Here is a 23,617-nt window from a genome sequence, read left to right as displayed (position 1 = left end):
ACTAACAATTTGAGCCTCCAAAATGTGAAAAACGCTGTTAAGCCTCTAAAATTCCTTACCTTCGTAACAAACAGTAAAGATTACAAGATGAATAATATACCAAGTGTAAACCTTGAGGATTTTTTGAGCGATGATCCTGCAACTAAGGATAAGTTTGTTCAAGAAATAGGTAAGGCATATGAAGAAATAGGATTTGTATCCCTTAAGAATCATTTTCTAGATGATGAGCTTGTAGATGATTTATATAAGAATGTAAAGGACTTTTTTGCACTTCCAGAGGCTACAAAAAAGAAGTATGAAATAGAAGGTGGCGGTGGCCAGCGCGGTTATATTTCTTTTGGTAAAGAACACGCAAAAGGAAAGAAAGAAGGTGACTTAAAAGAGTTTTGGCATTTTGGACAAGAGGCAGATGAAGATGCAAATCTTATTGAAGAGTATCCAGAAAATGTGATTGTAAACGAGGTTCCAGCGTTTAATGAAAAAGGTATGGAAGCATACCGTATGCTAGAAAAAACAGGTATCTATGTACTACGTGCATTAGCCTTATATATAGGTCTTGATGAGTTTTATTTTGACCACTGGGCTAGAAACGGAAATAGCATCTTAAGACCTATACACTACCCTCCTATTACCGAAGAGCCTAAAGGTGCCGTACGTGCAGGTGCTCACGGTGATATAAACCTTATTACCTTACTTATGGGAGCCTCTGCCGGAGGATTACAAGTACTACGTAAAGATGGCGAGTGGATAGATGCCATACCTAATGAAGATGAGCTTGTAATAAACGTAGGTGATATGCTAGAGCGTCATACTAATAATAAATTACGTTCTACTATACACCGTGTGGTAAACCCTCCAAAAGAGCAATGGGGAACGGCTCGCTATAGTATTCCTTTCTTTATGCACCCTAGGTCGGATATGAAACTTAACTGTCTTGACGAGTGTGTAGATGAAAACCACCCAAAGGCTTTTGAAGATATTACAGCGGGTGACTTTTTACACCAGCGCCTTGTAGAAATAGGGTTGATTAAAGAATAAGTATGGACTTAAGTGATCAATTAAAGAATCTTTTTCCGGATCACACTCCGGAAAAAGATGCTACAGAAAATCTTGACATAGAAGATACACTCTGGATACAAGATGATCCTCTCATTTGTAAATACGAGAAACGTAAAGGAAAACCTATCACGATTATAGAGGGGTATACCGGTGCTACCTCAGACTTTAAAATTCTTGCCAAAGAGATTAAAGTTTTACTAGGTGTAGGTGGTAGTTTTAAAAATGAAAGTATCATCATCCAAGGTGATTATAGAGATCGTATTATGTCTTTTCTAAAAGATAAAGGTTTTAAAACTAAACGTGTAGGCGGATAAGCTTACTTCTTCCTCTTAAGATACATCATCCCTATGTCAAAGCTTTTACACGTTACAAACGGCGATAGCCTTAATGATAGATTACTTGCCCTTAAGGTAAAAGGTGATTATGCGGTATGGCGAGAGATGCTGTGTGAAGGTAAGACAGTGGCAAACCTAGCCAGTGAGGAGTTTAGAGCGGCACGTATATCCTTTTTTGAATCAAATTACCCGGAGCACGCTGGATCTTATGATGATATCTTTGGGAGTCAACTAGCTATTATTGCAGATGCCCATTTATATGAAGAAGTCGTCTTATGGTTTGAATATGATCTCTTTTGTCATATTAATATGCTTGCCTGTATAAGTTTTTTACGTGCTATAAATTACAAAGGTATTGTCTCACTTGTGTGTAGCGGTCGTGTAAGTGGTGAAAAAGAGCTTAAAGGCCTCTCGCAATTATCTGACCAGCAACTACTGGCCCATTATAAAGACAAGACTACACTTACAAACCACGATATCTTTCTCGCAGATGATTTATGGAGACTATATTGTGGTAATGACCACTTAAAACTTAAACCACAGCGTGCAAAAGACGCTAGCTTCATCTATTTATCTAACTGTATAAGTGCACACAAAGAGCGTTTTCCGCACGTGCAGAGTGGACTTAATACACTGGAAACAAATATGCTTAGACTCATACGCAAGTATGAAATAAAAACAGAAAAACAACTTTGTGGTTATATGCTCAATTACCAAGGTTACTATGGGTATGGAGATATACAAATATTTAAAATGATTACTAGAATGCGACCATTTTTCATCCTCGAGAATGATGTACTTACTCTCACAGAAGAGTCTAATAACATTCTGGATACGGGTAAAAATGTATTTCAAAAAATCGCTTATTCTTGCAACCTAGGTGGTGTATCAAAATATGATTACACCTATGATGAAAATAACCACCAGCTTACAAAATTATAATATGGCCATAGCCTCTTCAGAACTTATACTCAACCCAGACGGGAGTATCTATCATCTAAATATTAAACCGCAAGATATTGCTACAACAATTATCACCGTAGGTGATCCAGATCGTGTAGATACGGTTACAAAGTACTTTGACAGTATACGATTTACAACACAAAAGAGAGAGTTTAAAACTACTACTGGAACCTATAAAGGAAAAGAGATTACCGTCATATCAACCGGTATAGGTACAGATAATATTGATATTGTCCTTAATGAACTAGATGCTCTTGTAAATATAGATCTAGAGACTAGAGCTGTAAAAGATATGCACACAACACTTGATATTATACGTATTGGTACCAGTGGGGCGATTCAAAAAGACATCCCCGTAGACTCGTTTTTAATAAGTCGTTACGCAATGGGACTTGATGCGCTTTTACATTTTTATGATAGTAAGCACATACAGCACTTTGAGGTACAAGAAGCGTTTATAAAACATATTGACTGGGCTCCAGAAAAGAGTGCTCCTTACGTAGTTTCTTGTGATGAAACGCTAGCAGCAAAATTTAATGAGCCAGATTTTTACCAAGGTTTTACTGCTACAAACATAGGTTTTTATGCGCCTCAAGGTAGAATGCTTAGACTTAAGACGAGTGACGTTGAGATGAATGATAAATTGGGTTCTTTTAGCTTTCGCGAAAGCGGACTCAACCTGCGCGTTACAAATCTAGAAATGGAAACTTCTGGAATTTACGGGCTCGCAAAATTACTGGGACATCGAGCTATATCTCTTAATTGTATCCTGGCAAATAGAGTTAATAAAACCTTTAGCACACAACCTACAGCACAAACCGAAAAGCTTATAGAAGAGGTTTTAGACCGTATTTAACACTTAATTAAAACTGTAGGGACGTCGCTTTTGTACTTTTGAGAAAAATGCCCTATGACTAATCTAGATGAAACTAATTTTAAGCATCGCGATATAAACTGGCTTGCTTTTAATGAGCGTGTATTACAAGAGGCAGAAGATGTAGAGAATAATCCGCTTTATGAGCGCCTCAAGTTTCTTGCTATTTACTCTACTAATCTGGATGAGTTTTTTCGTGTGCGCGTGTCACAACTACGCCAGCTTAAACGTGTAAAAAAGAAGATACGTAAAGAACTCACACTACGACCTAATAAGATTGTAAAGGAGATAAAAAAAACTGTACATACTCAGCAGGAGCGTTTTGGTAAAGTCTTTAGGTTACATATCATACCAGAGCTTAAAGCAAATAACATACACCTACTTACCTCAAAATCATATACAGAAAAGCATTTTGATTTAATAGACAACTTTTACAACCAAGTAATACAACCACTTCTAGAGGTAACCATAGTAGATGTAACTCAAGGCGATATCTTCTTGCAGGATCAAGCGCTTTATTTTTACGTGCTATTTAAGGATACTCAAAAGGTAGGATTTGTAAATATCCCTTCAGATAAAATAAATCGTTTTATTAATCTTTATAATGAAAACGGAGCTCACTATCTAACATTTATAGACGATATCATTCATCACAAGATGAAGGAAATTTTCCCTGCACAAACTGTTAGAGGAATTTACGAGGTGAAAATATCAAGAGATGCAGAGCTATACCTGGATGATGAGGTAGATGGTATACTTGCAGAGCGTATTTATGAATCGTTAAAACGAAGACATAAAGGACAGCCCACTCGTCTACTCTACGATGCATCTATGGACAAGAACGATGCAAAGCGCTTAAGAAAATTGCTCAATGTGGGTAAGGTAGATATGATGCCAGGAGGTCGTTATCATAACTTTAATGATTTTTTTAGTTTTCCCGATCCGACAGATAACCCAAAACTTCATTATCGAGAACAACCTTCCATACCACACGGCACGCTAGCCCATACAGACGATTATTTTACAGCATTAAAAGAGCGCGATCATCTGGTCCATTTTCCTTTTATGTCCTTTCACTATGTTGAACGTCTTATAGAACAAGCTTCTATAGATCCAGCTGTTACCGAAATAAAAATATCGCTTTATCGTGTTGCAAATGAGTCACCACTTACAACTGCGCTACTTAAGGCTTTAGATAACGGTAAGAAGGTGTTTATTTTTATAGAAGCCAAAGCACGCTTTGACGAAGAGAACAATATAAAATGGGGTAGAAAATTTGAAGAAAAAGGTGCTGTAGTCATTTACAGTTACCCAAGAATAAAAGTACATTCTAAAATATTACTAATAAAACGTCTTGAGGACGAAAAAAACAGAAGATACATCTACATAGGTACAGGTAATTTTAATGCAAAAACCTCAAAAATTTATGCAGATCACGGTTTATTCTCTGCAGATAAAAAGTTAAGTAAAGAACTCGATAGAGTATTTAAAGTGTTACAGGGAGACCTTATTGTACCGCGCAACAAACACTTGCTAGTAAGCCCTTTTACCACACGTCGCACTTTTGAAAAACTTATATATGATGAGATAGAATATGCTCAAGCAGGACAAAAGGCAGAAATTAAAATAAAAATCAACAGTCTCGAGGATAAAGAGATGATTCAATTACTGTATAAGGCTAGTCAGGCCGGAGTAAAAATACGTATGCTGGTAAGAGGGTTTACTTCTCTAGTCCCTGGTATACCTGGCTTGAGTCAAAACATTTATATTACCTCTATATTAGATAGATACTTAGAGCACGGTCGCATCTACTATTTTTATCACGGCGGTGAGGAGCAAGTGTATATGGGAAGTGCAGACCTTATGACGCGCAACTTAGATAGACGTATAGAAGTACTAGTACCTATCACACAACCAGATTGTAAGAAAGAGTTGCTAGATATATTTAAACTACAACTGGCAGATACTGTTAAAGCCCGCATACAAGATGCTGAGGCTACAAACTCGTATGTAAAAATCCAAGATAAAAATAAAACCCCTATTAGGTCACAATATGCTATTTTTGACTACTTAAAGCATAAGCATACCTAATATATGATTAAAATACGCATAGGCGGAGTACCAGAACACTTTAACCTCCCTTGGCACCTTGCTATAGAAGATGGGATGTTTGATCACCACGGCATAGATCTAGAGTGGATAATGTTTCCAGAAGGAACTGGTGCAATGAATAAGGCGCTGCGCAACAAAGAGATTGATCTTGCGGTTATCCTCACAGGAGGAATAATAAAAGACATAGCAAATGGCAATCCATCAAAAATATTGCAAGTCTACGTATCATCACCTTTACAATGGGGAGTACACGTAGGTGCAAAGAGTGAGTTTACATCTATAGAAGAACTTGAGAACGCAACCTGTGCCATAAGCCGTTATGGGTCTGGCTCTCACGTAATGGCACACGTACAAGCAGAACAGCGCGGCTGGGATACTGGCGCTCTTAAGTTTAATGTGATTAACACATTAGACGGGGCTATAGAAGCACTCACTGAAGGTACTGCAGACTATTTTATGTGGGAACATTTTACCACAAAACCCATTGTAGATAATGGAGTCTTTAGACGTCTAGGTGACTTTCCTACTCCTTGGAGTTGTTTTGTAATTGCGGGTAGAGAGTCGTTTATAGAGGAACATAAGGCATCAATAAAGATTGTGCTAGATGTAATTAATACCGTTACAGCAGATTTTAAGAAAATACCATCTATAGACCGTACCCTAGCAAATAGATACGAGCAACAACTAGAAGACATACAGCAATGGCTATCTATGACTACTTGGTCTCAAAAACAGATTACAGACGAAGAATTAACACGTGTACAGTCTAAAATATTTGATCTAAAAATGATTGATAATCAAATAGATATAAATAAATTTAAGATTAATTTATAATTTTTTTGATTTTATACGCAACCATTCCTATTTCTGTGCATCTATAGCACAACAACCAACTTTCAATACCCTAGATGACGACATTTTTTATTGTTATAGGAATTCTAGTCGCTGTAAATTTTTTACTGCTGCAATTTTCTTGCAACAAGGGGTCTGAAGTAGAAACTGAGGAAGAAGAGTAAGCTAATTATATATTAAGTTAAGAACGGCGCTGAAAGCTAATTCAAATTTTCGGCGTCGTTTTTTTTATGTCTTGTTTTACCAGTTTATTGGTGCTTCTCCTTTACTCAATAAAATCTCATTTACCTTACTAAAATGCTTGTTACCAAACCAGTAACCACGGTTTGCGCTTAGTGGTGATGGATGCCCAGAGAGTAAGATAAAATGTTTTGACGCATCTATCTTTCTACCTTTCTTTTTGGCAAATCCTCCCCAGAGTAAGAAAATGATGTTTTCACGCTTTCGCGAAAGCGTATCTATCACCGCATCTGTAAACTGCTCCCAGCCTTGCTTTTGATGAGATCCTGCCTCGGCTGCTCTTACTGTAAGCGTTGCATTGAGAAGTAGAACTCCTTGTGCTGCCCACCTATCCAGATTACCAGATACTGCTGTAGGTAGTCCCATATCTGTTTCTAGCTCCTTAAAGATATTTTTAAGTGATGGAGGATGCGCTACGCCATCTTGCACAGAAAAGCAAAGTCCGTTAGCCTGTCCAGCTCCGTGGTAAGGATCTTGGCCTATAATCACGACTTTTACCTTATCAAAAGGGCAATGATCAAAGGCAGAAAAAATCTCCCCAGCCGGCGGATAGCACGTGCGTGTAGCATACTCCTCCTTTACAAATGTGGTCAGCGATTTAAAATAAGGCTTCTCAAATTCGGCAGTGAGTTCTTGCTTCCAGCTGTCTTCTATATTTACGTGCATAATCCGTATTTTTGTATAAGAGTTTGTCATTGCTATTAGACAACTCAAAGCTAGAGAAAAAAGAAATAATTACAGAGCCGTTGTGGTTCTATTACGCTTTCGCGAAAGCGAGATCCCTATGATAAAAATCAATAAAAAGACACTTCAAGACTTAGAATTTGATATTGTTTGTGAGCAGGTTTCTGAGCGTTGTACGACAGAAAAAGGTAAAGCAAAAGCGCTCACCATAGAACCTTACCCTACACCTAAGCAAGCGCTTTTTGGCCTTCATCAGACTAATGAGTATCTGTCTTCTAGAACCGCAGATAGTGCAATACCTAATCACGGCTTTGATAGTCTTGACCACGAGTTAAAATACCTAGCCATAGAAGATAGTACCCTCGAGAAAGGGAGTTTTAAAAAACTATCTAGCATCTCTGAGACAGTAAATATTCACCTCAAGTTTTTTAAAAAGTTTGAAGAACTCTACCCTACGCTTTATAATACGGTGAGGGAAACAGAGTATACCACAGCGATTATAGATGCTGTCACAAGAATTATAGATAAGTATGGTGAGGTGCGCGATGATGCAACACCTACCCTAGGCACTTTACGCCGAGCGATTAACCAAACTAAGGGTCGCATAAACTCGAGCTTCTCTAGCGCGCTGGGGCAGTATGCTGGTTATGGTTATCTAGATGATATACGCGAGACTATAGTAGATAATGTGCGTGTACTTGCTGTTACGGCTATGCATAGACGTAAGGTAAAAGGTTCTATTATGGGTAGCTCAAAAACGGGAAGCATCACCTATATACAACCAGAAGCTACGCTACAGGCGCAGCGCGAACTTAACAACCTTATTTTTGAGGAAGATGAGGAGGTAAAACGTATTCTTAAAGAACTTACTAATGCGATGCGACCTTTTATCCCGCTATTTGAGGAGTATCAAGAGCTACTGAGCGACATAGATGTCATTGCCGCAAAAATGAAGTATGCCGAAAAGCTAAATGGCCTACTTCCTAAAATTACTACAGATAGGGAACTTACCATAAAAGATGCCTATCACCCACTACTTCTTCTTAATAACAATGCAAAAAATGAGAAGACGTATCCGCAAGACATACACCTAGATCAAGGGAGTCGCATTATTGTAATCTCTGGGCCTAATGCCGGCGGTAAGAGTATCACTTTAAAAACCGTAGGGCTGTTGCAAGTAATGCTACAAAGTGGTATGCTTATACCGGTACACGAGTATTCTAGAATGTGCTTGTTTAATAAGATTCTTACAGATATAGGTGATAACCAGAGTATAGAAAATCACTTAAGTACCTACAGCTACCGCCTTAAGAATATGAACTACTTCCTTAAGAAGTGTGATAAAAACACGCTTATCCTTATAGATGAGTTTGGTACAGGGTCAGATCCTGAGCTGGGTGGTGCGCTGGCAGAAACGTTTCTTGAGGTTTTTCACGAGCGTGAGGCTTTTGGTATTATCACGACGCACTATGCAAATCTCAAGATGATGGCAAACGAGACACCAGAGATTGTAAATGCAAATATGCTCTTTGACGCACGCACGCTGGAGCCACTATTTAAGCTACATATGGGAGAAGCGGGAAGCTCTTTTACCTTTGAAGTGGCACAAAAAAATGGCATCCCCTACTCGCTTATAAATCGTTCTAAGAAAAAGGTAGAGCGTGGCAAAATACGTTTTGACAAGAGTATTGCAAACCTACAAAAGGAGCGCAGCAAACTCTCAAAAACTACTAGTTCGCTTAAAGCGAAGGAACAACAAGCCGCAAAAGAAAAAGCTCAACTCGCCGAAATAAACGAGAAAGTACAAAGCAAGCTAGAGGCTTACCAAGAACTCTATGACAGCAACCAGCGCTTAATTTACTTAGGTACAAAGCTAGATGGCATAAGCAAGAAATTCTATCACGATAAGAAAAAACGCGAACTCGTAGCCGAGTTTATGAAAATCGTACAGATAGAAAATAGTAAGCGTAAAAAACAAAGTGCAAAACAAGCCAAGGCAGAAAAAGCCAAAGCAATCGCCACAAAAAAAGAAGCCGAAAAGCACGTAAAAGTCATACGTGAGAAAAAGAAAGAGGCTAAGAAAACAGCACCAGAGGTTGTAAAACCAAAGGTGATTTTAAGAGAAGGAGATCGCGTGCGTATGTTTGATGGTAAGGCTGTGGGAGTGATAGATAGTATAGAAAAAGGCAAAGCCACCGTAGATTACGGAATGTTTACCACAAATGTTTCTCTAGAACAACTAGAGCTCGTACAACGCAAAAAGAAGAATGCTAAGTAATAGCCTATCATTAATATGACTAAAAAAATCATCCTTTTTGACGGAGTTTGTAATTTATGCAACGGGGCCATCACCTTTATCATACAGCGTGATAAGAAGGATCTATTTAGATATGCTCCATTGCAAAGCGAGATAGGAAAAGAACTTGCTGCAAAACATCATATAGACCTTGATAAGGTAGACTCTATCATTTTAGTGACTGAAGATAAAGCCTATGCAAAATCTACGGCTGCGCTTCGTATTGCAAAGCATCTCTCTGCGGGCTGGCCTTTGCTTGCTGTGTTTTTAATTCTTCCGAAATTCTTGCGTGATGCGGTTTATGACTTTATTGCTCGTAATCGCTACAGATGGTTTGGAAAAAAAGAAGCCTGTATGATTCCTACTCCAGAGCTTAAGAGTAAGTTTTTGGACACTACACCTATGTAGTGAAAATCCATTATTAAAAGAAAGCGTTATTTATATCATTAAATAGCGCTTTTCTGATTATAAAAGTTTTGAAATAGCGTTTTTCAATTTCTAAAATTCATACCGAGTACATTTTCGCGAAAGCGTGAATACCTATAAACACTGCACGTAACAAGGTTTTTACATTTCTGGCACGCTGATTGCAAACTAATTAGCAAGCGTACACCGAAAGACGGTAACGTATCAACCCTAATACTTTTATATTATGAAAAAGCTATTAATCGCGGTATTGTTTCTAGGAGGAATGACTGCACAAGCAAACACAGTGACAGATCTCGATCACACTACAGAAAGAGGGCCACGTTACAATGTACCACAGTCTATCACATTTACTGAGCGAGGTATCACCTTTGAGGTATATACAAATGGACAGTTTGATTTTACACAACGTGGTAATAGATATCAAACTCGCACACAAGGGCGCAGAGGTTTTAATCAAGGAACGCCAGGACACGCCTATGGTGTAACATATCCTTACAGAAATAACACTTTTGTAAAGTATAACCGTTACGGTGAAATTTATAAAGTAGGTCGCAATCTCATAGATTACAACCGTCGTGGTAAAGTAAGACAAATAGGTTCTGTTGCCTTGAGATATAATAATGGTCGTCTAGATCGTGTAGGAGATATGAAGGTAATTTATAATAGAAGAGGTCGTATTGTAGATCTTGTAGATTATAACTACCGTACTCACAGAGCACAGCGTGCAAATGGAAGAAATATAAAGATTAAGAAGAATAAAAAAATACATGTACGAGGATAAATGTTCATCCTCAAATACTAACGATAACTTTGGTTGGTTTGTTAAAGCCTCGATTTACAATTGTAAATCGGGGTTTTTCTATGTCACTAAGCAATGTTTTTATCTTTTAAACACAGTACCAAGCAAGCTATCAATCGCGTTATTAATATCTAAAGAAAGTTTAAGCTTATAAGAAAGTATAAGATAAATACTTACTAACATAGTGCCTTTTACAGCTATTGCCACTAGCGGATTAAAAGAAAAATCCCAAAAGTAAAACCCACAAAACAAGGTAGCAATCACTCCAAAGGTTAATAGCGACTTTTTAGAAAATGGTTGCATTTTAAATTTGGCTTGCACCACAAGTAATTTGGCAAGCGAATAGCCTACTGTTGCGATAAGCGTTGCCACTCCTGCACCATTTATCCCCAGTGTAGGAATCAACACCATATTTAAAATTACTGCTACAACTACCGCCACAACACCTATTGCCAGTACAACGCGATAATAATCACTATTAAATACAATAGCATTATTTATACCCAGACAGTTATCTAAAAGTTTTGAAGCACTTATACAAAGTACTACATAAAGTGCCGTCGCATACGCGGGACCTACAATGAGGTAAAGGCTTTTGATATTACAGCATATAAGTAAAAATAGCAAGCCAGAAATCACTAATAAACTCAGGCTACTTTTCTTATAAAGTATGCGCATTTCTTCCCACTGTTTATTATTGAGCATACCTGCCACCATCGGGTACGTTATCTGGTGCATTGCCCTCGCAGGCACACCTATTACCGTTGCGATGTAGATAGCAACTGCATAATAAGCTACATTTTCTATCGCCACATATTTACCTATCATAAACTTGTCTATATCGATAAGCAAAGTCGCCACAGAACCCGCAATTATGATAAGCGTTGAATACTTTATAATAGCGGTGCGCTGTCTATCAAGTTTTGAGGGATTACGCTTTCGCGAAAGCGTAAAAACAGGCTTTCGTTGTCCAAAGGCATAGAGCAGCATCACAATCATTCTCACTACGTAGATTGCAACCGTAAGCATTAAAAAAGTATCCACATTTATGATAGAAAAAGCCAGTAACAGAAGAAGTAAGGTCACGCCCAAACGATGAAAAACCTCCTTTAAAAAATTACCAAATGTACTTTTGAGCTGCACTTTTGACCAAGAGAAAAATATCTCAAAATAAGCCGACGATAAGGCGATAATGAAGATATACCACACGTAGCCAGAAACAATCTCATTTTTTGACGAAAGGAAATCTGCAATTTGTTGATGTAAGAAATACGTGATTCCAGTAATGGGAATAATTAAAAATAGTGGTAAAACCAGCATCCAACTTAGAAACCGATCTTGATCTTCACCCTCAAAAGATGAGTAAAACTTGACTATTGTATTTTGAACCCCAAAAGCCAGAAAAGGCACTAAAATAAACGCCGTAGAAAGAATAAAGCTTACTAAACCATAATAGGTGTCGCTCATAAAATTCACGTACAAAAACAATGTATTTAAGGCACCTAAACCAAAACCTAAGTAGGTTGTGATAAGATTCTGAAAAGATTGTTTTAATACGATTCCCACAGTTTCCTTTTATAGTTGCGCTATTAAATTATTCAATTGTGCTGTGAGCTCTCTCCTATGATATTTGGCTACTTCAGTTGTATTACTAGCATACTTATAGTCACCAGTAAATAACGCTTCAATTACTGATTTTAGCTTTTTTTCCTGACTATAGTCTACAAAACTACCTGTTGCTGTTTTTTCTATAATAGCTCCTATATCTGCGTCCTTTGGACCTATAGCGACTATTGGTCGCTGTGCGCTTAGGTATTCAAAAAGTTTTCCAGCAATGATACCTTTTGTCTTTTCGGCGTTAATTTCTATGAGGAGCAAGGCATTTGCCTGTTCTTGTAATCGCTGTGCTTCTTGATGACTTACATAACCTACAAGGTTCAATTGTGACTCTAGACCTGCTGTCGTTATTGCGTCAATAATTTCTTGACTTACTTTCCCTACAAGCTGTATTTCTAACGCTTTAGAAAAGGCTGGTAACTCATCACATAATTCTCTCAACACCTTCCACAACAACTGCGGATTACGGTCTGAGAGTAAAGAACCTATGTGAGATAATACAAACCGCTCTGTAGGTTGATGCGGAGTGATTACTCTATCATCAAAACCATTTGTGATAACGATAATAGGTTTTTCGGTAATCGCTTGAAATTCTCTTTTTGTTCCTGGGCTGGTTACAATGATATGATCTGCAGTGGTGAGTACTTGCTTTTCTAACTGCTTGTGACGCGCTTTTGTTTTGGCGGTCATTCGGAGTTTATCGTGATACCCAATAGTCGTCCACGGATCTCTAAAATCGGCTAGCCAACTTAGATTGGGTTTCCAGTTTTTAAGTTGGTTACCTATAAGATGTAGACTGTGCGGAGGTCCTGTAGTGATGATTTTTTCAATATCGTTTTCTTTGATGTACTTTTTCAAAAACGTCACAGAAGGTGCTACCCACCCTACTCTTGCGTCTGGCACAAAGAAATTACCACGTACGTAGAGCATCGCTTTTTGTAACAAACTCTGCTTTCCTTTTTTAGGTAAAATACCCGATGAAATGGTTTTAGTTTGCTTTCGCGAAAGCGTACTTGCCCACCCATACGGCTCTTTAATAGGTTGTTTAATCACAGTCACCTTATCTGAAACCTCAGCAACCAAAGAATCATCTATGATAGGATAACTAGGATTTTCTGGAACGTAAACTATAGGTTCTATGTCAAATTCTGGCAGGTACTTTGTAAACTTGAGCCATCGTTGCACACCAGGACCACCAGCGGGCGGCCAATAATATGCGATGATGAGTACCTTGTTATTCATTAAGCCTGTGCTTCTGTATCACGGTTTTTTACCGTATAGAATATTCCTCCGGCAACTAGTAAGAAAAGTAATAAACTACTGCCTAGCATAATCATCCCTCCGGTTTTTACCACTTGTGGCTCAAAAGTCATTACTACTTCGTGAGCGCCTGCAGGTACTTTAATACCTCTCAAGGCATAGTTTACTGGTAAAATAGTAGTTTCTTCACCATCTACAGTGGCAATCCATCCATTTTTGTAATAGTTCTCTGCAAAAACCATAAAACCATCGCTTCCATTTTCTACTTGGTACACGAGTTTGTTAGGTTGTACCTCCAGTGTTTTTACCACAGCCGTGCTATCACGTTGCGGCTGGAAGTTTCCTAGTTCCTCACGATATTCTTCACGGATGAGTACTGTATTTTTTGTGTCTACTTTTGTGAGCCCCTCAAACTCTGCATTATAATCTGGTACGTACTGTATCTCATTTACAAACCAAGCTGGACCGTTTGCTTCTGGGTTTTTGCTTATCCCCATACCCTGCTCACTATCTTGAAGGATGTATTTTACATTGTACATATTAAGCACCTCAGCATTACCCTGAGCAATCTGCTGAGTGTATAAATCATCAATCGTACGCGGTTGTACAGCAGAATATCCGTTAAGCGAATTGAAATAGTACGAAGTATGGCTATTATTAAATCCTCGAGCAAGATCAATCACGCGGAAATAGCTATCATCCTTAAGCATCTCCTCATCTGCTGGAGTAATCTGGAAGTTTTGATCATACTGTCGCTGGGTGATAAAGTTTTCTTCATTTACAGAACGTCTGTCTACCCCTACAAGGTCAAAAACTATAAGCGCACCAATGGTTATTATTGCAATGTTTTCTGAAATCTTTTTCTTAAGCGTTAACCACAAAGCGGTTCCTATAAAAAGCACAAATAGTAAAGACCTCAACACATCACTTTTTAATACAGCGAGGCGATCTTCTTTTATGGCATTTAATATTTCTGGTTGCTCGATGGCCATCTGTCCTTCGGCGGCAGAGCGTAGGTTAAATAAGCTTCCGCTAAAAAGGTAGAGTATCACAAAAAGACCTGCTAGCGAACCTATAGCGATGAGCAACTTCTTTTGCTTTTCGGCTTGATCAACTCGGTCGTTTAAAAATCTGTGTAAACCTACCATTGCAGCGATAGGTAACAGTAATTCTAGAATCACCTGTATACTCGTAACCGCCCTAAACTTATTGTATAATGGCACGTAGTCAATAAAGAAACGAGTAATTCCTTCTACGTTCTTTCCCCAACTCAGTACTAAGGAAACAATCATACCTGCTAGTAACCACCAGCGCAATCTTCCATTTACTAGAAACAGTCCTAATAATGCAAGTGCAAAAACTGTTACTCCAAGGTATGGAGGAGCTTCTACAAAGGGTTGCTCTCCCCAGTACAATCTCGTTCCTTGCGCATAGTAACTTACTTCATTAGGAGGTACTCCAAGCTCGCTTAGCTTTTTCGCGAAAGCGGAATCACGACCCAAATCGGCAGCGGTACCGGTTCCCATAAAATCTGATGCAATGAGATTGAGAGACTCTAGCTTTCCATAACTCCACTGCGTGATATAATCAAAGCCAAGACCGTCTTCTACGGCGTCTTTGGCTAGGTCATCTTTTAATAATTGCTCACCACGTATACTTGTCTCTGCATACTCTGCAGTAGCAAGTAAGGTGGTTGCATTTGTAGCGAGACCTAATAGTACGGCAATTACTAGTATTCCCGAAGCTTTAAAGAAATGCGGAAGTTGTTTTTTCTTGATAGCATCTATGAGGTATGCAATCCCTAAAATCACACATAACAACCCTAGATAATAGGTCATCTGGTAATGATTAGCCTGTATTTCTAGCCCCATTGCTACGGCAGTGAGTAAAAATCCCCACAGGTATCTTTTCTGATACGTAAGTATAATACCCGCAAGTACGAGCGGGAAATACCCTATGGCGTGCACCTTTGAGTTATGCCCTACGCCTATAATAATAATGAGATACGTAGACAGGCCAAAGGCAAGCGCACCTACTACGGCGAGCTTCCAAGGAACGCGCATTACGAGCATTAATGCATAAAAAGAAATAAAATATAGAAAAAGATAATCTGCTGGGCGGGGTAAGAAGCGAATCACACGGTCCAACTTATCCATCATATCATACTCAAACCTCGCTCCCATCTGGTAGGTAGGCATCCCTCCAAAGGCACTATTAGTCCAGTAGGTCTCTTCACCCGTCTCTGCTCTAAAGTCACGATGCTGCTTTGCCATCCCTTCATAGAGCTTAATATCATTTTGATAAATGCGCTTTCCAGATAACACCGGATTGAAGTAAACCAGCGCCACGACTATAAAGCCAAGTACAACTAGAATATGAGGAAGGAGTTTTTTAAAATCGATGTTCATAGGTGTTAAGTCAATAGTCGTTAGTCACAGAGCTTTCCGTTCTTATAGGGTGGCTCGGTTTAAATTTTATTTCAAAGCTGCTACTAGCTCATCTATGTTTACAGTCTCTTGTGAGCCTTCTGCCATATTTTTGAGCGTGTATTGTTTTGCATCCATCTCTTCCTTTCCAGCTAGTACTAAAAACGGAATATTACGACGGTTTGCGTAGGTCATTTGCTTTTTCATCTGCTTATTGCTCGTCACGGCGTCTGGATATAACTCGGCTGAGATTCCTGCTTTACGTAGCTTGCTTATCGCTTGCATTGCATAACCCGCTTCTTGATCACCAAAGTTTACAAAAAACACTTTTACACCTTCTGTCGCCTCTTCTGGAAATAAGCCTAGCTCCTCAATCACAAGGTAAATACGATCTAGACCAAAAGAGATCCCTACACCACTCATATCTTTAAGTCCAAAAATACCTGTAAGATCTGCATAGCGACCACCGCCACCTATACTTCCCATCTTTACACCTTCTGGAGCACTTACTTCAAAAATAGCTCCTGTGTAGTAATTAAGTCCGCGGGCTAATGTTACGTCTAGTTGTAGTGTTGCAGTATGTAAACCTAAATTTTCTATAGCATCATTAATAAATAGCAGTTCGTTTATTCCTTCCATTCCCGTCTCAGAATCTGCCAGCAAGGTTTTAAGTGTTGCTAGCTGATCTCCAAAAGAACCAGATAGTGTAAATAGCGGTGCTACCTTATCTATCGCCTCTTGGGTAATGCCTTTGGCAAGCATTTCTTTAGTCACGCCCTCTTCTCCTATTTTGTCAAGCTTATCAAGCGCTACGGTAAAATCTATGAGTTTATCACTTGCGCCTATCACCTCTGCAATACCAGAAAGTACCTTGCGGTTGTTCATTTTTATAGTAACTCCCTCTAGCTTTAATGCGCTAAAAACAGCATCGTACAACTGTACAAACTCCACTTCTTGCCATAAAGAATCACTACCAACCACATCTGCATCACACTGATAAAACTCGCGGAAACGTCCTTTCTGTGGGCGATCTGCTCTCCATACAGGTTGCATCTGGAAACGCTTGAATGGGAATACAATATCATTTTGATGCTGTACTACGTAGCGTGCGAAGGGTACCGTAAGGTCGTAACGGAGGGCTTTTTCTGAGATTTGTGGTGTGAGTGCGGTTGAATCCGCTTTCGCGAAAGCGTCATCCTTTACCTTACGTAAATAGTCACCACTATTAAGAATCTTAAATATCAAGCGATCACCTTCTTCTCCGTACTTACCCATCAAAGTGCTGCTGTTTTCAAAACTAGGCGTCTCGATAGGTTGAAAACCAAAACGCTGAAACTGCGTGCGTATGGTGTTCATAATATAGCTGCGCTTTGCAACTTCTTCTGGTGAAAAATCTCTGGTTCCTTTAGGTATAGAAGGTTTTGTACTCATATGTTACAGTCGTATTCTTTAAGGTACTTCCTGTCAAAATAATTAAAAGGAAAGACTACCTGTGTTCTTTTTATGCTTTCGCGAAAGCGTATATCTCTTTTTTACAATGTGATTTACCACAAAAATTGAGGTTGTGGCATTTTTAAAATGCACTCGCAAATATCTTAAAAATTGAAGCCACGAGAGAATTATTTGAAAAGTTTGGTAACTTTTTGACGAGTTAATAGTCTTATCGTACATTGTGTACAGAGACAATTGTGTTTCTGAAATGCTTAATTCATACTTGAACCTATGTTTTCACTTTTTCGCGAGAATTTAAGAATCGCCTTTGACAGTATTAAAAGTCAGCTGTTGCGTACTATTTTGACTGTATTTATCATTGCCATAGGTATCACGGCACTGGTAGGGATTTTAAGTCTTGTAAAGGCGCTTGAGAATACGATAAGCTCAGACTTTGCAAGTATGGGAAGTAACACGTTTAATGTGCAACGTTATGAGTTTACCTCACGTCGCTCTGATGAAAAACAGGTGATTAACCCCGTCATAGGTTATCGCCAGGTAAAGGAATTTACAGAGCAGTATAATTACCCTACCGCACGTACGGCTATCTCTTTTCAAGGAACACGAACTGCAGAAGTGAAGTATGAAAATGAAAAGACAGATCCAGAAGCAAGCGTAGTAGGTGTAAATGAAAACTTCTTAAACAACTCCGGCCTCAAGCTAGAAAAGGGTAGAAACTTCACCTCTTTTGATATAAATAACAATACACGTGTTTGTGTACTAGGGAGTGACTTTTATAAAAATATATTTAAGGATGATAACCCCATAGGGAAAACCATAAGCATACGTGGCACCAAGTTTAACGTAATAGGAATGCTTGAAGAAAAGGGAGCCACCTTTGGCAACAATCAAGACTTGCGAGTTCTCATACCGATACAAGTAGCGAGAACAATGTTTACCCAACCTAACATAAACTATAACGTGAGTGTAATGGTAGAAGACGCCGAACTTCTAGACAGCGCCGAAGAAGAAGCGATTATTACCTTTAGAAACATACGTGGTCTCTCACCTATAGAAGAAAATAATTTTGGTATAGGGCGTAGCGATGACCTCATCAATCAAATAGGTGAGATAACAGGAGTTCTAAGTGTTGCCGCCTGGGTTATAAGTATTATTACAATCTTTGGGTCTTGTATTGCACTTATGAACATAATGCTTGTCTCTGTTACAGAACGTACACGAGAGATAGGCGTACGTAAAGCCCTCGGTGCAAAAAAATCTACCATTGCAGCACAATTCTTATACGAGGCAGTTATCGTGGGACAGCTAGGAGGCCTTACAGGGATTGTACTTGGTATAAGCATAGGAGCGCTCATAGCATCTGTGGCAGATTTTGTATTTACTACGCCTTGGGGAGCTATTATTGCGGCTACAATTATCACCTTTGTTATTGCAATTATCTCAGGATTATTTCCAGCTATTAAAGCAGCAAAACTTGACCCTGTAGAGTCTTTACGTTATGAGTAAGAGAAGTCCTGTATAGAGAAATCTTAACTGCACAATCTGCAATCATTTATCAAAAGAGTATATTCGTATTCTTAATTTAATTGATATGCAGCCCTTACATATATTACTTCTTATTGCTGGTTACTTTGGTGTGCTTATGCTCATAAGCTACTTAACAAGCAAGGGAGATTCTAACACAGATTTTTTTAAAGCAGGCAAGCAATCTCCTTGGTATCTTGTTGCTTTTGGGATGATAGGAGCCTCACTATCTGGAGTTACCTTTATATCTGTCCCTGGATGGATTGAGGCATCAAGCTTCAGCTATTTTCAAGTCGTCCTTGGTTATACTGTGGGTTATGCGGTAATAGGCCTCGTACTACTCCCTCTCTACTATAAGTTGAACCTTACCTCTATCTATACCTATCTAGAAGGGAGATTTGGCACCTATTCTTATAAGACGGGAGCATCTTTCTTTTTACTAAGTAGAATTATAGGTGCGAGTTTTAGATTATACCTTGTTGCAAACGTATTACAGCTACTCGTTTTTGATGAGATGGGTGTACCATTTTTTGTAACAGTTACCCTCACCATCATCCTTATCTGGCTCTATACCTTTAAAGCTGGTATAAAAACCATTGTGTGGACAGATACCTTGCAGACACTCTTTATGCTTATCGCGGTGGGTGTGGCAATCTACTTTGTGAGCGATGAGATGGATCTCAATGCAGGAGCGGCTTTAGATCTTATTTCTAATAGCGATATGAGTCAGATTTTCTTTTTTGACGACTGGAAAAGTGGTGACTTCTTTGTAAAACAATTTTTATCTGGAGCCTTTATATCTATTGTGATGACAGGGCTAGATCAAGATATGATGCAAAAAAACCTTACTTGTCGTAATCTAGGTGATGCTCAAAAAAATATGTTTTGGTTTACCATCGTGCTTACCATTGTAAATCTTGTATTCTTAGCACTGGGATTATTACTCACTGTATATGCATCACAAAACGGTATAGACGCACATAAAGATGAACTCTTCCCTACCATTGCAGTAAATAGCGGCTTAGGTATAGGACTGGCTATTGTCTTTTTATTAGGATTAATTGCTGCAGCATACTCAAGTGCAGATAGTGCCCTTACATCACTTACCACCTCTTTTAGTATAGACATACTAGACATCGAAAAAAAATATGATGCCGTAAAGCAAGTAGCCGTGCGCAAACGCATTCACATTGTAATGTCGCTTGTACTTATAGCCGTGATCATCATATTTAAATACGTAATTGCAGATGCTACAGTAATCGCAAAACTATTTACGTTTGCTGGATATACTTATGGACCTCTCTTAGGCCTTTATGCATACGGACTCTTTACAAAATGGAATGTAAAAGACAAGTTTGTCCCAGTAGTTGCCATTGCATCGCCTATTCTTGCATACATCATAAGTACACTTTCGGCAGGAGTGGGATTTGAATTTGGGTTCTTTATTTTAATCTTAAACGGTGCTTTGACCTTTTTAGGATTATTATTAATAAGAAAGTAGTTTATTACGCTTTCGCGAAAGCGTACTTATAAAATCTATAAAATTTTAATACTGATCTGTCCCAAGTAAAACAAGTGTACACGCAACATCAACTTCGATATTGTGCTCCTGTAACTTTTTATAAAGAATGGGATTTTCTGTTCCTGGGTTAAAGATGACACGCTTAGGAGCCAGATTAATTATGAAGTCATAATAAGCCTCTTGCCACTGCGGATTAAGATAAAGTGTGATAGTATCTAAATCTTCTTTAAGCTCATCTACGGTCTCGATGGCTTGGTCAAACGTGATGATTTCTATATCACCTACCTTTCCTCCTCTTAATCCAACGGCAATCACGGGATGATTTTGTGCATTAAGACGTATGATTGCTCTATGTGAATATCGCTGAGGTTTTAAGGATGCCCCGATAACCATTGTGGTTTTTAACATAACGTAAAGTTAAAAAATTATTACGGTGTAACAGACCGCTATTTTAAACGTCTCTATTATAAGTTAACTTACTTGTTAGGTACGTTTTTAATTCGTTTTGATGGTTAGTGTTAATTTTAGATGCTACCTAACAAAAAATCCCGAGATATCGAGTCTCGGGATTTTGTTGTTTTTGGGCTAACCTGCTGATTCTACGGTTAAATAATTGTTAATTGATCTAAGTAAATGAAACATTGATTGATTTTTTACGTCTAATACATAAGTAATAGTCTCAACTGAATACTCAAATCAGGATTTTAAATTATTTGAATTAGCCTTTATAATATTTTAAACCTATTTTCTAAAGAGTCTATTAGGTTTCTTAAGGTCTCTGCTCACGCAGGGACCTTTTGTTTTTTTAAGAATAATCTTTTCTATACACACTAGGCAAACTCCACTCCTTTACTACTGCCAGCGTTCTAACTAAAATAATAATACATCCTGCAACAAGCATTGCTATAGATTGTGGAAGTCCAGCCGTGGTAGATGCTAGATAAACACTCCCACCTAATATGCATACTGTAGCATATATCTCTTTATGAAATATTATAGGGATCTCATTACATAGTATATCTCTAAGTACACCTCCAAAACACGCCGAGATTGTACCAAGCACCACACAAACTACAGGGTGTAAACCTGCTGCAGTAGCGATCTGAACTCCAGCAATGGTATACAAGGCAATACCTATAGTGTCAAACAAGAAGAGAGATCTCCTCACATATTTTAAATAGCTTCTAAAAATAATTGCCACTAGTGTTGCTCCAAAAATCACGTAAACAAAGGTCATATTAAGCATCCAGCTTACGGGTGTCTTCCCTATGAGTATATCTCTCAGTGTACCTCCACCTACTGAGGTAACCAGTGCGATGATTAATATCCCAAAGACGTCAAGCTTTTTACGCATAGCGGTAAGTGCTCCAGATATGGCAAACGAGACCGTACCTAGTATGTCTATAATTGTGGTAATCTCCATTTACTGCTGTGTGTAATAATTATAGTCTGCAAGCACGCGCTCTACAAAGGCTACATTAGTCTCTTCTGGAGTGACATCCATTTTTTCTTTAAGTCTGTCTGCTAGTTTTATGATCACGTTGTGATTTCCATTGCGCTTAGCATCTTTAAAGAGCGTTTTAATAAGTTGTACATCCTTATCGTTAAAAACGGTAACCTGAGGATAAGTAGGTATATAGTTTTCTGGTATGTCTACAATAAGACTATCAGATAGACGTGCTCGTTTCTTTTCTGTAATGACTGTTGTACCTGCTGCCATATCACCTAGTCTTTGCCCTTTCTCACTCATAAGGATACTTACTACAGCAATCCCTCCAGAAGAGCCAGCTATATCTATAATGCGCATAAGCCATCTTACAAAGTAACTCCCAAAACCTGGTTTTGAGCCGTCTAGTTTTACTACTCTAATTTTCATCACAGCCTTACCCGGTGTTTTACCATCCCAGAAGGTCTCAAAAAGTATGTAGTATAAAAATATAGGTAGCCCTAATACAAGGTAGTATGCCCAGATATCACCCATTGCTTGAGAGTCTAACCCAAACTGAGCTATGATAAAAATGGAAACAACCCAGTAAGCAATAATTATGAGTAAATCGACAATGTATGCTAGTATACGATCTCCTATGCTTGCAACATTCTGATAAATGCTCACATTTTGAGCGGTTTCTATTTGAAAGTTATCCATATATTCTTTTTCTTTACCTGTATAATTAAGGGTATATGCGTGAGGCTGCTTTTGTTAAGCAAAATAAGGATAAATGGTTAACATTTGAAAGTGTTCTGGTAAACAAAGACCAGATTCACCCAGATGAGCTATCTAGCCTGTATATGGAAGTTACAGACCACTTAAGTTATGCACAAACGTTTTACCCTCATAGTAAGACTTTAGAGTATCTCAATCACCTTGCTTCACAATCACACCAGATTATTTATAAAACAAAGCGCGAGTCAAGTAAGCGCTTTATTACCTTCTTTACAGAAGAGTTTCCGCTTGTAATGTATCAATACCAGCGACAGCTACTCATTGCATTTTTAGTCTTTCTATTATTTAGCATTATAGGTGCTTATAGCGCTGCCAGTGATGGTGCCTTTGTAAGAAGTATTATGGGTGATGGCTATGTAAATATGACCCTAGATAATATAGAAAAAGGCGACCCTATGGGCGTTTACAAGAAGCAGGGAGAAATAAATATGTTTTTAGGTATTACCATAAACAATATCAAGGTAGCCCTATTTGCTTTTATCTATGGAATTTTCTTTACGGTAGGTTCCCTGTATATAATAATGCGCAATGCCGTAATGCTGGGTAGTTTTCAGTATTTCTTCTTTGAGCAAGGCGTGGGCTGGGAGTCTGTGCGTACTATATGGATTCACGGCACTATAGAGATTTCTGTTATTATAATTGCGGGATGTGCAGGTATGGTACTAGGTAACTCTATACTCTTTCCTAAAACCTATACGCGCCTAGAATCTTTTAAGAGAGGAATGAAAAACGGGCTTAAGATTGTAGTGAGCACCATACCCCTTTTTGTTATTGCAGGTTTTCTTGAAGGGTTTGTAACACGCCACACAGAGATGCCAGACTGGCTAGCAATTACGATTATAAGTTGCTCACTTGCCTTAATCATATTCTATTACGTCTATTACCCTATTAAAAAACATAAAGAAGAGAAATCTCGCCTAGCTGCGCTTCCCACATTATAAAAATTATA

The 23,617-nt window shown here is 38.5% G+C and carries 20 protein-coding genes; 12 read left to right on the top strand and 8 right to left on the bottom strand.

Translation table 11 applies throughout. The annotated features are described in order from the left end of the window. Positions 1-87 precede the first annotated feature (87 nt). The 6 genes from ABVM49_RS10985 to ABVM49_RS10960 are packed head-to-tail and all read left to right on the top strand — an operon-like array spanning position 88 to position 6,177. Entirely contained in the window at positions 88-1,038 is a 951-nt protein-coding gene (locus ABVM49_RS10985; RefSeq protein ID WP_405201934.1) for an isopenicillin N synthase family dioxygenase, read from the top strand. Between the two features lie 2 nt (positions 1,039-1,040). Beyond that, positions 1,041-1,373: a translation initiation factor gene (locus ABVM49_RS10980; RefSeq protein ID WP_035324927.1), complete on the top strand. Its 333-nt coding sequence runs from the start codon at positions 1,041-1,043 to the stop codon at positions 1,371-1,373. A 33-nt stretch (positions 1,374-1,406) separates the two neighbouring features. Then, positions 1,407-2,336 carry a DUF1835 domain-containing protein gene (locus ABVM49_RS10975; RefSeq protein ID WP_405201933.1) on the top strand — a complete coding sequence of 310 codons (930 nt, stop codon included), beginning with the start codon at positions 1,407-1,409 and terminating at the stop codon, positions 2,334-2,336. 1 nt (position 2,337) lies between these two features. Continuing rightward, complete coding sequence (locus ABVM49_RS10970; protein ID WP_405203674.1) at positions 2,338-3,213, top strand: nucleoside phosphorylase; 876 nt, start codon at positions 2,338-2,340, stop codon at positions 3,211-3,213. Between the two features lie 54 nt (positions 3,214-3,267). Then, a complete protein-coding gene (gene ppk1 / locus ABVM49_RS10965; protein ID WP_405201931.1) occupies positions 3,268-5,322 on the top strand; it encodes a polyphosphate kinase 1 in 2,055 nt (684 codons plus the stop codon). A gap of 3 nt (positions 5,323-5,325) precedes the next feature. Then, positions 5,326-6,177 carry a substrate-binding domain-containing protein gene (locus ABVM49_RS10960; RefSeq protein ID WP_405201929.1) on the top strand — a complete coding sequence of 284 codons (852 nt, stop codon included), beginning with the start codon at positions 5,326-5,328 and terminating at the stop codon, positions 6,175-6,177. A 258-nt stretch (positions 6,178-6,435) separates the two neighbouring features. Here ABVM49_RS10960 and ABVM49_RS10955 read toward each other — a convergent pair whose 3' ends face one another. Continuing rightward, the gene (locus ABVM49_RS10955; protein ID WP_405201927.1) at positions 6,436-7,101 is read right to left on the bottom strand and encodes a uracil-DNA glycosylase; all 666 of its coding nucleotides are present in this window, start codon (positions 7,099-7,101) and stop codon (positions 6,436-6,438) included. Between the two features lie 118 nt (positions 7,102-7,219). On the opposite strand from ABVM49_RS10955, the gene ABVM49_RS10950 reads away from it, so the two are divergent. From ABVM49_RS10950 to ABVM49_RS10940, 3 genes are all read left to right on the top strand, one after another. Next, the gene (locus tag ABVM49_RS10950) at positions 7,220-9,397 is read left to right on the top strand and encodes an endonuclease MutS2 (RefSeq protein WP_299148861.1); all 2,178 of its coding nucleotides are present in this window, start codon (positions 7,220-7,222) and stop codon (positions 9,395-9,397) included. 15 nt (positions 9,398-9,412) lie between these two features. Beyond that, positions 9,413-9,823: a thiol-disulfide oxidoreductase DCC family protein gene (locus tag ABVM49_RS10945; protein ID WP_405201925.1), complete on the top strand. Its 411-nt coding sequence runs from the start codon at positions 9,413-9,415 to the stop codon at positions 9,821-9,823. Positions 9,824-10,067: 244 nt separating this feature from the next. Continuing rightward, positions 10,068-10,625, top strand: coding sequence for a hypothetical protein (locus ABVM49_RS10940; protein ID WP_405201923.1), 558 nt, complete (start codon positions 10,068-10,070; stop codon positions 10,623-10,625). 99 nt (positions 10,626-10,724) lie between these two features. Here the strand turns inward: ABVM49_RS10940 and ABVM49_RS10935 are convergent, their stop codons facing one another. The 4 genes from ABVM49_RS10935 to hisS form a co-directional block, all read right to left on the bottom strand. Beyond that, entirely contained in the window at positions 10,725-12,209 is a 1,485-nt protein-coding gene (locus ABVM49_RS10935; RefSeq protein WP_405201921.1) for a lipopolysaccharide biosynthesis protein, read from the bottom strand. Positions 12,210-12,218: 9 nt separating this feature from the next. After that, positions 12,219-13,502 (bottom strand): glycosyl transferase family 1, encoded by a 1,284-nt coding sequence (locus ABVM49_RS10930; protein WP_405201920.1) that lies wholly within the window; start codon positions 13,500-13,502, stop codon positions 12,219-12,221. Continuing rightward, positions 13,502-15,928 carry a YfhO family protein gene (locus ABVM49_RS10925; RefSeq protein WP_405201918.1) on the bottom strand — a complete coding sequence of 809 codons (2,427 nt, stop codon included), beginning with the start codon at positions 15,926-15,928 and terminating at the stop codon, positions 13,502-13,504. The genes ABVM49_RS10930 and ABVM49_RS10925 overlap by 1 nt, the downstream gene beginning before the upstream one ends. Positions 15,929-15,994: 66 nt before the next feature. Then, the gene (gene hisS / locus ABVM49_RS10920; RefSeq protein ID WP_405201916.1) at positions 15,995-17,377 is read right to left on the bottom strand and encodes a histidine--tRNA ligase; all 1,383 of its coding nucleotides are present in this window, start codon (positions 17,375-17,377) and stop codon (positions 15,995-15,997) included. A 291-nt stretch (positions 17,378-17,668) separates the two neighbouring features. Between hisS and ABVM49_RS10915 the strand changes: the two genes are divergently transcribed. Continuing rightward, complete coding sequence (locus ABVM49_RS10915) at positions 17,669-18,904, top strand: ABC transporter permease (protein ID WP_405201915.1); 1,236 nt, start codon at positions 17,669-17,671, stop codon at positions 18,902-18,904. An 85-nt stretch (positions 18,905-18,989) separates the two neighbouring features. Next, the gene (locus tag ABVM49_RS10910) at positions 18,990-20,423 is read left to right on the top strand and encodes a sodium:solute symporter (RefSeq protein WP_405201913.1); all 1,434 of its coding nucleotides are present in this window, start codon (positions 18,990-18,992) and stop codon (positions 20,421-20,423) included. A gap of 45 nt (positions 20,424-20,468) precedes the next feature. On the opposite strand, the gene ABVM49_RS10905 is transcribed toward ABVM49_RS10910, so the two are convergent. The 3 genes from ABVM49_RS10905 to ABVM49_RS10895 all read right to left on the bottom strand — a co-directional run bounded on the left by ABVM49_RS10905 (position 20,469) and on the right by ABVM49_RS10895 (position 22,590). Further along, on the bottom strand, positions 20,469-20,852 hold the full coding sequence (locus ABVM49_RS10905) for a CoA-binding protein (protein WP_405201912.1): 384 nt from the start codon (positions 20,850-20,852) through the stop codon (positions 20,469-20,471). A 397-nt stretch (positions 20,853-21,249) separates the two neighbouring features. Continuing rightward, positions 21,250-21,867: a trimeric intracellular cation channel family protein gene (locus ABVM49_RS10900; RefSeq protein ID WP_298348702.1), complete on the bottom strand. Its 618-nt coding sequence runs from the start codon at positions 21,865-21,867 to the stop codon at positions 21,250-21,252. Beyond that, positions 21,868-22,590 carry an RDD family protein gene (locus tag ABVM49_RS10895; RefSeq protein WP_021778893.1) on the bottom strand — a complete coding sequence of 241 codons (723 nt, stop codon included), beginning with the start codon at positions 22,588-22,590 and terminating at the stop codon, positions 21,868-21,870. A 35-nt stretch (positions 22,591-22,625) separates the two neighbouring features. On the opposite strand from ABVM49_RS10895, the gene ABVM49_RS10890 reads away from it, so the two are divergent. Beyond that, entirely contained in the window at positions 22,626-23,609 is a 984-nt protein-coding gene (locus ABVM49_RS10890) for a stage II sporulation protein M (RefSeq protein WP_405201911.1), read from the top strand. Positions 23,610-23,617: the final 8 nt, after the last annotated feature.

The sequence above is a fragment of the Dokdonia sp. LLG6352-1 genome (assembly GCF_045055815.1).
Classification (GTDB): domain Bacteria; phylum Bacteroidota; class Bacteroidia; order Flavobacteriales; family Flavobacteriaceae; genus Dokdonia; species Dokdonia donghaensis.
Note: the sequence above shows the minus strand (reverse complement) of the source record. Positions and strands in the feature narration are given on the sequence as shown.